The organism is Pseudomonas abietaniphila (assembly GCF_900100795.1).
GTDB classification, from domain to species: Bacteria; Pseudomonadota; Gammaproteobacteria; order Pseudomonadales; family Pseudomonadaceae; genus Aquipseudomonas; species Aquipseudomonas abietaniphila.
In genome coordinates this window covers 58,299-72,161 of record NZ_FNCO01000009.1, presented here as the reverse complement: position 1 = coordinate 72,161, position 13,863 = coordinate 58,299, and the positions used below count along the sequence as shown (strand labels likewise).

Here is a 13,863-nt window from a genome sequence, read left to right as displayed (position 1 = left end):
TCGGGGGTCAGGCGTGCCCGGTTCGCCAGTGCTGGGTATGCCTGAGCAGGCCGCGCGAGAGCAGGTACAGCGCAAGTGAGACGAGTGCCGAGGTCAGAAGAATCAGCGAGGACAGCGCCGCAGCGGCGCCGATGTTGCCTGCGTCATCCAGGTTGAGCACCGCGACGGCGGCGAGCACGGTGTCGGGGCTGTAGAGGAAAATCAGTGCGGACACGGACGTCATCGAAGAGACGAACAGGTAGCGGAAAACTTCGAGCAGCGCGGGCAGGCAGATGGGCAGCGTGACACGCCGATAGGTGGTGATCAGCGGGACTTTTAACGACAGCGAGGCGTATTCGATCTCTTCGTTCAGCTGACGCAGTGCGGTAGTCGCCGTCATTTGAGCCGGCGTCAGGAAACGCATCACGCAGCACACGACCATCAGCGCGATGCCACCGTACATTCCGTTCAACGGGTTATCGGGATGGTTGAAGAAGAATACATACCCCAGGCCCATGACCAGACCCGGCACCGCCATCGGCAGCATGCACAGCAGTCGCAGCAGATTGTCGAGCCACCCGCTGCGGGTTTTTTCCATGAGGTAGGCGCACGTGAAAATCACCGGGGTGCCGATCAGCGCTGTCAGGCTGGCCAGCATCAAGCTGTTGCGGTAGGCCAGCCAGCCAACATCGCCATTGGTTTCAAAGTCGTAATGACGAAGTGAAACCGACAGATCATAGGGCCAGAAGTTGATCAGCGAAGCCCCGACTGCGACCACCACCAGGCTCAACAGCGCGAGGGCGACAATGCCTGCGGCCACCAGCAGAACGGAGTCCCGAAGGCCGTTGTCCGGCGCCACATAGGCGGCTGCCTGACTGCTGACTTGGCCTCCGCGCAAGCGGCGCATCCACACGTCAACCGCAAAACTGATCAGCGCAGGCACCAGCAGGATGCTGCCAATCAGTGCGCCCTCGGAAAACTTCTGCTGGCCCACCACTGATTTGTACGCCTCCATCGCCAGCACCTGATAGTCCCCGCCAATCACGACGGGAATACCAAAGTTGGTGATCGTCTGGGTGAAAACCAGGCAGCTGGCGGCAAACACCGCGTACCGGGTGCTCGGCCACGTGACATTCAGGAAGGTTTTCCAGTGAGTCGCGCCCATGCTCAGCGACGCGTCGTACAGACGTGCGTCTGCCAGACCCAGCGCGGAGATGAGGATCATCAGGGCCATGGGGAAGTTGTAAAACGCTTGGCCCAGCACAATTCCGCTGTAGCCGTAGATGCCGTCCGGGAACCAGGATTTGAGAAGCCCCTGATTGCCGAACAAGTAAATCAGCGCGATGGCCGAGAGCATCGACGGTGCCATCAGTGGCAGCAGCGAGATGCTGCGCAGCAGCGCCTTGCCAGGTATCCAGCTGCGTTGCAGGGCATAAGCGAAGAGGTACGCAGCGGGCACCACCAACGCGACCGTGCTGAGTGAAACCTTGATGCTGTTGCCCAACAGCCATAAAAATCGGGAACTCGACAGCATCTGCCAAACGCCGGCAATTCCGTTTTGCACATCGGCCACTTTGCTCAGCATGGCGATCAGTGGCAGGGCGAGCCCGACCACGAGCACCATCACCATGACCAGCTTTAATCCGCCGCTGAACAGCAGGTCCAACTTAGCCGCAGACGAATTCGTCTTGGGCTGAGGCGGCAACTCACGCGACTGGGGTAGGCGCAGACTGGTCATTGGCCGACTCCTGGAAACGCTCGCAAGCAATGGGGCGGAAACGTCAGCCATACCCGGTCAGCGTTCAACTGCACGGCGTTGAGGTCAGCGCTGACTTCTGCAACAAGGTGCTGGCCGCGAAGTTGCTCCAGCTCAATGGTGAGCCGGTAGCGGTTGCCCAGAAACAGTTTTTCGATGACGCGGGCGGCCATGCTGTTCGAGGGTTGGGCCAAGTTATCGACGCGCAGCGCTTCGGGTCTGCAAAAAAGTCGGCCCGGCCCACCGGCATGAGGCTTATCGAGTTGCAGCGACACCGATCCAACGTGAGCCTGGCCATCACTCAGGCTCTGATACTCAAGCCAGTTGGCATGGCCAATGAAGTTGGCAACAAAAGGCGTGGCGGGCGAGCGATAGATGTTTTCCGGGGTGTCGAACTGCTCGATCCGTCCTTGATTCATCACGGCGATGCGGTCCGCCATCACCATGGCTTCATCCTGGTCATGGGTGACCATGACGGTGGTGATGCCAAGCTTCTTCTGCAGGGCGCGGAGTTCGTGGCGCAGGTGTTCGCGCACCTTGGCATCCAGGGCGGACATCGGCTCATCAAGCAGCAGCAACGAAGGGGAAGGCGCCAAAGCCCGCGCAAGGCCCACGCGTTGTTGTTGCCCGCCGGACAATTGGCCTGGGTACTTGCCTGCAATCGCTGTGAGGCCCACGAGTTCAAGCATTTCCTCCACACGCTCTCGTATTTGAGCGTGCAGCAGGTTGCGTGTGCTCAGACCATAGCCAATGTTCTGCGCAATGGTCAGGTTGGGAAACAACGCATAGGACTGGAACAGGATGCCGTAATCGCGCTGGTGTGGATGAGCGCGCGTTATGTCCTTGTTGCCGAGTATCAAACGGCCCGCGTCCAGCTTTTCCAGGCCCGCGATAATGCGCAGCAGGGTGGTTTTGCCGCACCCTGAAGGGCCGAGCAGGCATACGAGTTCTCCGGCCTCGACCCCGAGCGACACGTCATCGAGGACGCTCAGTTTGCCGTAGGACTTACCAACGCCTTGAACCGATAGCGGCACGGTAGATAGTTGAGTAACTGTAGGAGCCATGAGGTTTCCCTGTGCAATGCAAGCCACCCGTAGCAAGGGTGGTACCGATGTAAAACAACGGAAATGAACAATTGACGGGCAGGTAGGAAAGAAGCGAAGGCCGGCAATCTGTCGTTGCCATGCGGGTGTCAGCTCGCTTGGATTTGATGTATCACGCAGAAAATTGACCCGCAAATACAAAACCGAAAAAAAACCAGGGCGGCGCAAATAACCCGGCTTGATTCATCGGGGAAAACGAATAAAAGCTATCTGATTCAATGGGTTGAATCGGTTTTTTTGGATTAATACCGTCGTTTTCTGCTGCGCAAAAATGGCTATGAATCCATAGCGTTTTTGGCAGTTTCTCAGCCGAAGAGCCGTTCTTCAGGCCGAGCGATGCCGTTGGCAAATACACCCGATCATAAGTTCTACTGATACAGGTTCGTTCTATAACCGATTGGATTGATGGTTGTCGGGTCGGCATGCTGACGGCCTTCCTACAGCGAGCCTCCTCATGTCCGATACCAATCTGGCCACACTGCTGGTCTTGATCTCTGCATTCATGCACGCCAGCTGGAACGCAGTGGTCAAGTCCAGTAATGATCGACTGTCTTCGATGGCGACAGTCGACGGTGTGGCGTTCGTCGTTGCGGTGATGGCCGTGCCCTTTGTCGAATTGCCCTCATTGCCGGTATGGGGGCTGATCGTGCTGTCTGCCGTGGTCAATGTGTTTTATCGGTATTTCCTGATTCGCGCTTACCACTTCGGGGACTTCGGCCAGGTGTACCCGTTGGTTCGGGGAGTGCCCCCGTTGCTGGTGGTGGTGTTTGCCGCCTGTTGGCTGGGTGAATCGTTATCCCTGCCGGGGATGGTGGGCGTGGTGATTTTATCCTTGGGCGTCCTGAGCCTGTTACACGTGACCGAACAGTGGCACGCGCCGCGTAATGCGCTGGCGGCCGGCGTGTGTGTCGCGCTGTATACGGTGATAGATGCTCAAGGTGTGCGAAGTGCGCAGGGCGTGCTGTCGTACCTGGTGTATTTCACGTTAGTGCTGAGTGTGCCGATCCCGCTGTTCGCAGCCCGGCGGCGCCGTCAGGCTCTGTGCATTCATCTGCAGAACCATTGGCGGTTATCGGTGTTCGGAGGCCTGACGTATTGCGCCGCCTATGCACTGGTGCTGTGGGCCATGACGCTGGATCACGTCGCGAAAATTGCCGCCCTGAGGGAAAGCAGCGTGATCATCGGCGCAGTGATTGCCACGCTGCTGTTCAAAGAGCCCTTTGGCCGGCGCCGGTTGATCGCAGCGGTCACCGTCACTGCAGGGATCCTGTTGATCAAGGCTGCGGCTTAACCGAAGCGTTTTTGCGCGACCTGCAGGAAGTCATCGATAAGGCGCGCAGCACGACGCTCTTTGAGGCAGTAGAGAAATTCGTCGAGCATGGCCGCCTGATGAATCGTCACGATACGCAGCTCCTGGCTGTCCGGAACTTCATGGCGGGCGATGATGCTGACTCCTATGTTGCGAAGCACCGCTTCGCGGATGGCTTCCCGGCTGCCGATTTCAATGACGTTTTCAAGGGTGAGCCGGGCGTTGCCCAGCATCTCTTCAGTGAGCTGGCGGGTGTGGGAGCCTTGTTCCCGCATCAGCACGCAGTGACTGGCGATGGCGCTCAAGGCAATGCGGCTCTGGTTCGCAAGCGGATGGCTACGATGGACCACCAGTACCAGCGGATCCTGCCCCAGTCGCAAACAGTAAAGTCGGGCATCCGTGAGCTGTTGAGATGACGTCACCAGGTCAACGCGGTAATCATCGAGGGCTTCGATCATCTGTTGGGAGTTACCCAACTCCAGACTGACTTGCGATCCGTGCAGCTCACGAAACGCCTTCACCAGATCGAGAATGTAATAGGGCGCGGTAGCCCCGATGCGCAACTTCCCGGCTTTGCTGCTCGCGTTGTTCAGGAAAAACTCGATGTTCGAGCTCTGGGACATCATGGGTTTGACGAGCGGCAGCAAACGGGCGCCCGTTTCACTCAAGGTCAAACGCCTGCCACCACGGTAAAAAAGCTCGACCGCGAACTGACTCTCCAGCTGGCGAATCTGATTGGTCACCGTGGGTTGGCTCAAGCCCAGTTTCTTGGCGGCAAGGGTCACGCTGCCCAGCTGGGCAACCATGTAGAAGGCCTTGAGTTCCGATTCAAGCATTTTGCACACTCTGGCTTGATGTCACCCCGGTCGTTGAAGCCAGGAGTCAGGCGGCTATCTTAATGGGTGAATTCAATCGATGGCGAGCAAAGGTCTGCGTGGCAACTGACTGGGATCACCCACCCGGTGCGGTTGTGTCCGGCAACGCTCCGCCCCATCAGCGCCTACCCAGGCGCACTGCCTGTCGTATGCAAAGGAGTCTTTATGAACAACGCGATGATTTACGGTTTGGCCTTCACCTTCATTTCCTCAACCTGCTGGGCCGCCGATAAGGTGACTACTGTGCCGGTCAGCTTTGCCAAAGGGGCGAGCAGTGCGCAGCTCAAAGGAACATTCAAAGGCTATGACAGCGTTCAGTACGTCCTCTCAGCGAAGTCAGGCCAGCATCTGACGGTACGTATCACGGGCAGCCATAACGCCAACTACAACGTTTTCGCGCCCGGCGACAAACCGGGCGAAGCCACTGCGCTGGGCACCGGTGGTGTCGGCTCGGACTGGACCGCAGCGTTGCCCGCGTCGGGCAAGTACACGGTGCAGGTGTTTCAGATGCGTGCATCCGCCAGACGTGGCGAGGCTGTGCCTTATACGATCAGCTTCAGCATTGACTGATCGACCTGCTGATCGACAGGCCGGTTCACTGGCTTGGCCATTGTGGCTGAAGGCGTGGAAACAGCAGACCCATTGGCCTACTTACGTTCCCGCCAGGTTCGTTATGCTCAAGGCTGGTTCTTCGCCAAAGCGATGCCCGCCCAAGCGTTCATTTCATATCTGAGTGATCAGCCGCAGCCAACACCTTTTCCATGATGATCGTGCGCTCGGCGCCCTGAACCTCATCTCGGCGTTTCACGAACCCGAGAGAATGGTAAAAACCTTGGGCAGTGATCGAGGAGGGGACAAGCAACCGTTCGACGCCAGCCTCCGCGGCCACTGACTCGACAGCCGCCATCAAACCACGGCCGATGCCCCGTCCCTGATACGCCGGGTGGACGAACACGCTTCGCACCGCATTTTGATCAAGACTCCCCGTCGCGACGATACGACTGTCGAGGGTGGCGACATACACCTGACGCACGGTCAGAAAGCGCAGGATGCGGTCGGGTGAAAAACTCTGCACGACCTGATCAATGACTTCGGCTGAATAATCCCGGGCATTGGACTCACGCAGCGCGGCCTCGACTATCTCGCTGATTGCTGATGCGTCTTTGGCTGTTGCCTTTCGAATCACGTAATCCATTGGAGACGGTTCCCCATGACCTGAACTCATAGCCCCATGAGTTTTTATGGTGACCGATCCTCAGATCCCCGGTGATACAAATTGCATCACAGCTCACCCACAAAAACAAAGCGCGTTTGCGATATGACTTTACTGCACCCTCTGGCTCCGTCCAGCCCACTGCGGCGCTCTCGGAAGCGACTTGCACGGCAACGCGACGGGTCGCGCCCCAGGCCGGTATCGCCAAGGCCCTGACCGAAGCGCTGCTTAACGGCACGCTTCCGGCCGAAGCCGAGGACGAGTGAGCCATTGTCACTGCCAATTGGGTCACTCCGGCCTGTGATGACCTCGATGCCGTCTACCTCAATAACTACAACGCCTGCCGCACGGCGATCCACGCTGCCCTGACCGGCAAGCCCGAGCATTCGGAACTGGCCGACGTGGTCAATCGCATCAGTAACCCTTTCTACACGCCAAAAGCCTGAGGTCCGCGCCATGCAATACATTCGGTTGGGACATTCGGGTCTTGAGGTTTCGCGGCTTTGCCTAGGCACGGTGAACATGGGCACGCCGGACTGGAAGTGGTCAGGCGCGCTTGGAAATCAGCAAAAACCCCCTACCTAACAAATGTTAGGTAGGGGGTTGACTTCGCGTAGGTGCGGGGGTAGATTGAACTCAAACTAACGGTCGTTAGGTAGTTATTTCTCTTCCTTCTGGAGCTGACCATGACCGCTAAACTGCAACTCTTCACATCGCCATCGGCTTTCCCCAACCCTCAACGCCTGCGTCTGTTCATGCATGAAAAGGGAATCGCTGAGCTGTTCGAAGAAACGATTTATGACATGGCACCCGGGGGCGAGCAGCGGGGGTGGCGTCACCTCAATATGAATCCATGGGGTGAAACGCCCACGCTAAAACTCGCAGACGGCAGTTTCATTTCCGAAACGGCAGCTATCGTCCGCTATCTCGATCAGTCCTATCCGGGTCGCAAGATCATGGGTGAGACCGCATTGGAGCAAGGGCTCGACAACATGTGGGATAACCGGGTCTGGGTGCATATCCTTTACCGGATCGTCACGGCGTTTCACGTGTTGCACACCGGGTTGGGCTTCAAACTCGAACTGACGAAGAATGAGGCGTGGGGCGAGCACTGCCGCAAGGAAGCGTTAGCTCATGCAGCGTTGGTCAATCGTCATCTGTCCGATGGACGTGAATGGTTGCTGGGCGGCGATGCGCCAACCTTTGCAGACATCACGCTGGCTACCGCGATTGCCTTCTCCAAGTTCCCGGTCAACGCCACGCCTCTGGATGAGCGTTTCGAATTCCTCGACGCCTACTGGAAGCGCTGGCAGAAACGCCCAGGCTTCCAGGCTGCCTATGCTGATCGCAGTAGCGGTATTCCGGAACTGGACTCACCGTCTGAGTGACCTCGTGCTGAGTGAGTAGAGTCGTCGGGAGCGCAATGCATGGCGTTCCCGGCGGAGCTATTTCTGACTCGGGGCGCCAGGGATGATGGGATGCGTGACAAGGTGCCTCATCTGCATGAGTTGAACCAATGAAGTCTGGTGACAGCTGCATAGGGCGGCTACCTAACAAAAGGTAGTCTTTTGATTTAGCATGGCGATGTTCCGATAACCCGAGCAAAGAACAAAGGCAAAGCAATGACCATTAACGCCCGAGAAGCCATTTTGCAGGCGGCAAGAAATATCGCTCAGTCCCAAGGCTACAACGGCCTGAATTTTCGTGATCTGGCCGCTGAGGTTGGAATCAAACCCGCAAGTATTTATTACCACTTCCCAAGCAAGGCCGATCTGGGTGTTGCTGTCGCCAGGCGGTATTGGGAAGACGGCGCTGCGGCGCTCGAGCTGATCTCGTTGGAAACGCCAGACGCTCTCGATGCACTGCATCGTTTTCCCGAGATTTTTCGGCGCTCACTTGAAGCCGATAACCGTCTGTGCCTGGGCAGCTTTGTGGGCGCTGAAACCGACAATTTGCCGGCAGAGATGACCCAGGAAATTCAGGCGTTTGCGGAGGTGAATGTCGCTTGGCTGAGCAAGCTTCTGGTAGCCGCCAACCTAACCGAGCCAGAAGACAGTGAGAAGCGAGCCCGTGCGATTTTTTCGGCCGTGGCGGGTGCTCAGCTTATTGCCAGAAGTCGATCGGACATTTCGCTATTTGACAACCTGATTGATACCTATCGTGCCTACGGGCCACTGCCGGCGTAGTTCGCAGCTTTAGAGCAAAAGCGGTCGCTCATTAATGCCCCTCCGCCATGCGCGTATAAACCCCGGTCACCCAGTCGGCAAAGACCCGGACCTTGGTGCTGAGCTGACGGCTCGGTGCGTAGCACAGGTAGACATCCTGAGGTTCTGGCCTCCACTCCTCAAGAACGGGTTGTAGATGACCTGCTTCGATGGCAGGCCGAACCATGAAGTCCAATGTGTGCACCAGGCCGATACCGGCCAGCGCCGTGGCTAGGTGAGCATTACTTTCGTTGACCATCACTTTGCACGGTGGCGTTATTTCCAGCGCTTCCCCTTGCTGACTGAATCGCAACGGCGCCGTCATTCCGGTATGCGACGAGAAGTAGCCAGCCACCGGAAAATCGCCCTCCATGAGCTGCTGCGGATGGGAGGGTGCGCCGTAACGTTTTAGGTAGGCCACGCTGGCGCACGTCGTCCAGGTCAGTGTGCCTATCTTGCGTGAGATCAACGCACCGTCGGTGGCGGTGACACGGATGGCGCAGTCGATATTCTCGCCGATCACATCGACAGTGCGGTCAGTGACACCAACTTGTAATTCGATGTCTGGATAACGCGCGCAAAAATCCGGCAGTGCAGGAATCAGTAATCCACTTGCAGCGGCTCCGCCGGTTTCGATGCGCAAGCGTCCGCTGGGACTGGCCTGGGCGCGGCCGAGGGTGGCGTGGATATCGTCCAGCTCACTGAGCAGAGGTTGGGTACGCGCGTAGTAGGCGGCTCCGTCGCGGGTCACGTTGACCCTGCGTGTGCTGCGCTCCAGCAGTTTCACCCCTAGTTGTTTTTCCAGAGCCTGGATCGCTTTGCTCAGTGTCGCATTGGGCATTTGCAGCGATTGTGCGGCGCGTGCAAACCCTCCGGTTTCCACCACGCGCGCAAATGCACGTATCGCTTGTAGTTGGTCCATGGAGGGCGCCAATCCTGGTTTGATTGTTTCTGTATGGGAATAAAGAAACCAAACTTACACGGTTTATTCCTGAAATCACCAGCTCTATAGTCGACCTTCACTTCAGTACGACAGGAAAATGCCATGACTCGCGAAAACAACCTCTCCATTGCCAAACTGTTTCTTGAACGCATCGGTAGCGGCGAATCGGCGCAAGCTATCGCCGAAATGTTCAGCGACGAATTGCACTGGAATGTGCCTGGAGACACGGGCGTGCTGCCATGGATCGGGTATAAGACCGGCAGGTTGGCGGTCACTGACTTCTTGCGCGACTCCGGGCAGATGCTCGAACGTGTGGCACTGGAAGTTCATGAGATTTTAGCCAGCGATGATCGGGCGATCATTTTGGGTGATCTGGCCTCTCGCGTCGTCAGCACGGGGAAAACCATTGAAACGCCCTACGCCATCGTGCTGACCCTCCACGAAGGCAAGATCACTCGCTTCCTGATGCTTGAAGACAGCTTCGCCACCGCTATGGCTGCGCGTGTTGAGTAGTTGAGTAGTTGAGAAGTCCAGCGTCCGAAGCTCACTCCAGATAAGCCCACGTGTTCGCACCGTCAAAATTTCTCACTGGCGTATTCTGAGTCAGTTGCGGATCAAAGTTGTTCATGTTCACACCGACCTCGGCACCTGCTTCCGGTTTGAGCGCTTCCCAGTGGGTCGCGCATCCACAGGTCCTGCACCGAATCGTCTTCAAGGTCTCTTGACCCCAGATATAAGCCGACGTGTTCTGGGGATGCCCTTCAACATTCACCATTGCAGACGTGTAATGAGCCCATAGCGCACCCAACCGGATACAGATCGAGCAGTTGCATTTGATGAGGTGGGCCGGTGGTCGGGCTATAACCAGGCGCACAGCGCCGCAATGGCAGGAGCCTTCCAGCAGGTTATTTTTGGTTTGGACAGGCATGTCTGCTCCGGAATGTTCAATCGCTTCGCGCGATTTACGTCAGGCGAGCGTATCACCCGCAGACAGGCTGTGGACCGCTGGATAACGGTCGATAACCTGAAACCAGTCACCCCCTATCGAGTATCGGCACACCTGCCGGAACTGTCCCTGTCAGCCAGGGTCAAGGTCTGTGCGCGGACGCCGATACCTGTGTTCGCACATGACCGATCCATTTACACCGTCATCAGATCGACACCTTCCAGGGTCAAGATGGTGAAAGCGTCGTAAAACTCCAATCGGATTTCCTAACGACGTGATGTCACTGCCAACGGGATGACCTATGGTTGCCACGCAAGCCAGTACGGCCAAACACAAGGGCTTGAAACGCCGCGCCACGGTGATCTACCGCCGGGATGGGGAGATACTGTTCGTTCGCAAGCGTCGTTCAAAATGGAATTTGCCCGGCGGACGCGTTGAGCGAGGGGAGACCCCGCTGCAGGCGGCGAAGCGAGAGATGGCAGAGGAAACGGGCCTCAGTTTTGATCGGCTGGCCTATGTTTCTCAGTACAGGCAAGACAACGTGGTGCACTTCCTGTTCGAGGCTCGGCGGACGTCGTCCAAGAAACCTCGCCCCCTGAATGAAATTGACGATTGCCGTTGGATCAGCCGTAAGGACATGGGCAAACGCAATGTGCGAGAGCCGATTCGTGACCTGCTTAAACGGTGCGCATCGGACCTGTAACAGACTCTTGCGCAATGCCTTTCTGGCCGTTCACTCCACTTCTGAAAGCAGACCATGACGGCGCCGTTCGCGCCTTCAAACGAAGCACATAACCGGTCGTCCTTTTTTACGGCTGGACGCGCCAGCAGTGCTAGTCTGCAACCCGCTTAAACTCACCGTCGTTGAGCGTTCAGGTTGTCTTCGGTGGCTAACTCTAAACTGAGGGAGGCCTGCACCCATGGTCATCACGATCGAAAAAGCGTTCTGCGGTTCCGACTGGCTGGTGAAGCTGAATGATTATCCGGTGAGCTTCCGTAACATGGCAGAAGCCGTGGCGTTTGCAGACCGGCTGAAAGCCAGGATCGAGGCGCCGCATGTGATCCCTGTCTACTGACCACCCCACTCATTGATCGCCGAGTGGAGTCGGCCGGTTTGCCTGGACGCATGCGTATGGTCGATGCGCTTATCGCGCTTGGAAACTCCAGAAAGGATAACAACATGGATGTTGAACTGGCTCATGGCATTGAGGCCGCAGAAAGCGAGTATTTACGTTCGCGCGTTGAGCGACTGGCAGCGGTCAGCGGAAATCCTTATGGCGCACGTGTTTTTTCCAACGCAGGCTTTCCGTGTTTCCAGGTGAAAGCATCGCCCAGCCCGATGCTCAACCGCATCTACGGTGATATCGCGAATGAACCGCAGGCCGTGTTGAAGTTGCTGAATGAGTCAGCGGCACATTCGACCGTGACCCCTCTTATCGGAACACCGTCGGCACTGAAGCCCAGCGCTTTTGTAGGCGAATCAACGCTTGAGCGTTTGAGGGGATGGACTCACTTGCAATTGGTTTGCGCCATTGAAAAGGCAGTCTTGAGTGAGCACTCATTCGAAATTGAGGAAGTCACGTCGCAGACCCACGCTCTGTTTGCAGATGTGCACGCTGGCGGCTTTCATACCAGGCCAGAGCATCGGTTGCTGAATCAGGCCTCCTTTGCAGGGCAGACGCCTGACGGACGTCTGAAACTCTACCTACTGAAAGCGGGCGGGGCCGTGGTCGCAGGGGCTTCGGTCTACCTGGCCAGTAATGGCATTGCTTACCTTGGGACGGCTGCAACCCGAAAGGATGCCCGAGGCAACGGCTACCACGGAGCGCTGATTTCTCATCGAATAAAGCAAGCTCGGCAGCACGGCTGCCACTGGGTTGCTGCGACCGCGCTGGCCGGCTCCCAAAGCCGGCGAAACCTGGAGCGTGCCGGGTTGACGGTGTCCCATGCTCAGGCGCTGTACCGACTGGCAGACCGCTGAGAAAAGCGGTTGAGATGTCTGGCCACCTGTTCAACCAGTCTTTGCTTCCCCGAGCCCATCCCGCTAAAGTCGGCGTTCGGGCGTTCGGGCGTTCGGGCGTTTGCTGCGCCTGCGGTCCGCGCGAAGGGGTTTCCCAGGCATGCGTTTTCATCTTTCCATTCCAGCTCCCGGCTTGTCGGCGGACCGAGCCCTGTAAGGAGTTGGCATGCCCGCCATAAACGCTTCACGCCGTCACGGTCTTCTTGATTTACCCTCGCTGCGCAAGCGCGCCAAGCGTCTTTTGAAAGCACTGAACAACGCCGAAGCTGACGATGTCCGTGCGCAGTTGATCGCGATCGGTTTGTCGGGGCCTGACTATCGACTTGCCGACACGCAGTGGCTGGTGGCGCGTGAGGCGGGTTTTCCCAGTTGGCCAAAGCTGATTGCCCATGCCGACAGCATTGCGTTCGCCGCGCGCCATCCGGATTTCACTGCTACAGGCGAGGCGACGGTCCAGCATTGGCGCTGCGGTAACGATATCGAGCACAGCCTGCGGATAGCAGGTTTTTCAGGCTCGTTTCACATGTTTGATGATCCGATGGTCATGGGCCCGGTTCCCGCGTTGCCTGACGATGAGTACTGGTCACTGCGGGCGGCTTACGTAGAGCAGGCATTTGGTTTGCCGGCACGCGATGTCCAACAGCGTCAGGCCACACAGCGCAAGGCATTAGGGCAACTGGGTGCTCACAGCGAGCTGGTGCTGTGGTGCGAAGCCGATGCGTACGATCAGCTGTTTCTGGTTCGGATTCTCGCGAGTTTGCCCGCCTTGCCGCGCAGGCTTGAATTGATCGAGATTGATCGGGTGCCAGGCGTTGAGCGATTCATCGGGATCGGGCAACTGGCCCCGGATCTGCTTGCCTGGCTCTGGCCGCAGCGGCGTTCTTTAGGCGCAGACGCGCTGGCATTGGCGCGTGAAGCATGGACGGCCTATACCTGCGCAAACCCCGGCGACTGGGCGCGGCTCGCCGCCCAGGTGCACCCGGCGTTGCCGTTGCTCGGGCCTGCTCTGGCGAGGCAACTGCAAGAGCTTCCGGGGGCGGGCGATGGGTTGAGTCTGACCCAGCGCTTGATATTGCGCGTGTTGACCGACCACGGCGAGCTGCCCTCAGGAAAAGTCTTCGGGCATCTCAGCCTGAGCTATGAGCCTCTGCCTTATCTGGGTGATTTGATGTTCCATGCGCTGCTGCGACCGATGATCGATTCGCCGCAGCCTTTGGTGCATGAGCAGCCGGAGGGCGAGTGGCAGAAACGCGCCATTCGCGTCACGGCGCTGGGTGAGCGCGTTTTGCTGGGACGCACGAACTGGCTCGACTGCGCGCCAGCGAAGCGCTGGGTCGGCGGGGTTCACATCGTCGCCGATCAACAGCCCTGGGTCGTGAGTGATCAAGGGCAGGTGTGGCGTCGTTGAGTGGACCGGGATAGGTGAGCAATGCCTGCCTGGGATGAGCGCTGGTACCCGTACGGGGAGAAGGTGTTTGAGAAGCGCTATCGTTGCCCGAGTATGCAAGGCGGCAT

16 protein-coding genes and 1 pseudogene are annotated in these 13,863 nt (G+C 57.9%); 10 read left to right on the top strand and 7 right to left on the bottom strand.

Annotated elements, in window-relative coordinates; all coding sequences use genetic code 11:
• Positions 1–7: 7 nt before the first annotated feature.
• From BLS87_RS18045 to BLS87_RS33810, 3 genes are all read right to left on the bottom strand, one after another.
• Complete coding sequence (locus BLS87_RS18045) at positions 8–1,717, bottom strand: putative 2-aminoethylphosphonate ABC transporter permease subunit (protein WP_074754102.1); 1,710 nt, start codon at positions 1,715–1,717, stop codon at positions 8–10.
• On the bottom strand, positions 1,714–2,799 hold the full coding sequence (locus BLS87_RS18040; protein WP_074754100.1) for a putative 2-aminoethylphosphonate ABC transporter ATP-binding protein: 1,086 nt from the start codon (positions 2,797–2,799) through the stop codon (positions 1,714–1,716). The genes BLS87_RS18045 and BLS87_RS18040 overlap by 4 nt, the downstream gene beginning before the upstream one ends.
• Positions 2,800–2,950: 151 nt before the next feature.
• Positions 2,951–3,262 carry a hypothetical protein gene (locus tag BLS87_RS33810; RefSeq protein WP_143024415.1) on the bottom strand — a complete coding sequence of 104 codons (312 nt, stop codon included), beginning with the start codon at positions 3,260–3,262 and terminating at the stop codon, positions 2,951–2,953.
• Positions 3,263–3,292: 30 nt separating this feature from the next.
• On the opposite strand from BLS87_RS33810, the gene BLS87_RS18035 reads away from it, so the two are divergent.
• On the top strand, positions 3,293–4,129 hold the full coding sequence (locus BLS87_RS18035; protein ID WP_074754098.1) for an EamA family transporter: 837 nt from the start codon (positions 3,293–3,295) through the stop codon (positions 4,127–4,129).
• On the opposite strand, the gene BLS87_RS18030 is transcribed toward BLS87_RS18035, so the two are convergent.
• Positions 4,126–4,983: a LysR substrate-binding domain-containing protein gene (locus BLS87_RS18030; protein ID WP_074754096.1), complete on the bottom strand. Its 858-nt coding sequence runs from the start codon at positions 4,981–4,983 to the stop codon at positions 4,126–4,128. The two genes, BLS87_RS18035 and BLS87_RS18030, sit on opposite strands and share 4 nt — an antisense overlap.
• A gap of 204 nt (positions 4,984–5,187) precedes the next feature.
• On the opposite strand from BLS87_RS18030, the gene BLS87_RS18025 reads away from it, so the two are divergent.
• A complete protein-coding gene (locus BLS87_RS18025; protein ID WP_074754094.1) occupies positions 5,188–5,592 on the top strand; it encodes a g-type lysozyme inhibitor in 405 nt (134 codons plus the stop codon).
• 148 nt (positions 5,593–5,740) lie between these two features.
• Here the strand turns inward: BLS87_RS18025 and BLS87_RS18015 are convergent, their stop codons facing one another.
• Entirely contained in the window at positions 5,741–6,217 is a 477-nt protein-coding gene (locus BLS87_RS18015; protein ID WP_074754090.1) for a GNAT family N-acetyltransferase, read from the bottom strand.
• 166 nt (positions 6,218–6,383) lie between these two features.
• Here BLS87_RS18015 and BLS87_RS18010 point away from each other — a divergent pair.
• The 3 genes and pseudogenes from BLS87_RS18010 to BLS87_RS18000 form a co-directional block, all read left to right on the top strand.
• Positions 6,384–6,681 (top strand): annotated as a pseudogene (locus tag BLS87_RS18010) (formaldehyde-activating enzyme); the annotation flags it as partial.
• A gap of 240 nt (positions 6,682–6,921) precedes the next feature.
• Positions 6,922–7,623, top strand: coding sequence for a glutathione S-transferase family protein (locus BLS87_RS18005; RefSeq protein ID WP_074754088.1), 702 nt, complete (start codon positions 6,922–6,924; stop codon positions 7,621–7,623).
• A 234-nt stretch (positions 7,624–7,857) separates the two neighbouring features.
• A complete protein-coding gene (locus BLS87_RS18000) occupies positions 7,858–8,421 on the top strand; it encodes a TetR/AcrR family transcriptional regulator (protein ID WP_074754086.1) in 564 nt (187 codons plus the stop codon).
• Between the two features lie 31 nt (positions 8,422–8,452).
• Here BLS87_RS18000 and BLS87_RS17995 read toward each other — a convergent pair whose 3' ends face one another.
• A complete protein-coding gene (locus tag BLS87_RS17995) occupies positions 8,453–9,361 on the bottom strand; it encodes a LysR family transcriptional regulator (protein WP_074754084.1) in 909 nt (302 codons plus the stop codon).
• Positions 9,362–9,484: 123 nt separating this feature from the next.
• Here BLS87_RS17995 and BLS87_RS17990 point away from each other — a divergent pair, with 123 nt between their 5' ends.
• Entirely contained in the window at positions 9,485–9,895 is a 411-nt protein-coding gene (locus tag BLS87_RS17990) for a nuclear transport factor 2 family protein (protein WP_074754082.1), read from the top strand.
• Positions 9,896–9,926: 31 nt separating this feature from the next.
• On the opposite strand, the gene BLS87_RS17985 is transcribed toward BLS87_RS17990, so the two are convergent.
• Positions 9,927–10,310 carry a GFA family protein gene (locus tag BLS87_RS17985; protein ID WP_083370706.1) on the bottom strand — a complete coding sequence of 128 codons (384 nt, stop codon included), beginning with the start codon at positions 10,308–10,310 and terminating at the stop codon, positions 9,927–9,929.
• 319 nt (positions 10,311–10,629) lie between these two features.
• Here BLS87_RS17985 and BLS87_RS17980 point away from each other — a divergent pair, with 319 nt between their 5' ends.
• The 4 genes from BLS87_RS17980 (at position 10,630) to BLS87_RS17970 (ending at position 13,756) form a co-directional block, all read left to right on the top strand.
• Positions 10,630–11,031, top strand: coding sequence for an NUDIX hydrolase (locus BLS87_RS17980; protein WP_074754080.1), 402 nt, complete (start codon positions 10,630–10,632; stop codon positions 11,029–11,031).
• 217 nt (positions 11,032–11,248) lie between these two features.
• Positions 11,249–11,404, top strand: coding sequence for a hypothetical protein (locus BLS87_RS34210; protein WP_167362080.1), 156 nt, complete (start codon positions 11,249–11,251; stop codon positions 11,402–11,404).
• Between the two features lie 104 nt (positions 11,405–11,508).
• Positions 11,509–12,309: a GNAT family N-acetyltransferase gene (locus BLS87_RS17975; protein ID WP_074754078.1), complete on the top strand. Its 801-nt coding sequence runs from the start codon at positions 11,509–11,511 to the stop codon at positions 12,307–12,309.
• A 205-nt stretch (positions 12,310–12,514) separates the two neighbouring features.
• Positions 12,515–13,756 (top strand): DUF1835 domain-containing protein, encoded by a 1,242-nt coding sequence (locus BLS87_RS17970; RefSeq protein WP_074754076.1) that lies wholly within the window; start codon positions 12,515–12,517, stop codon positions 13,754–13,756.
• Positions 13,757–13,863: the final 107 nt, after the last annotated feature.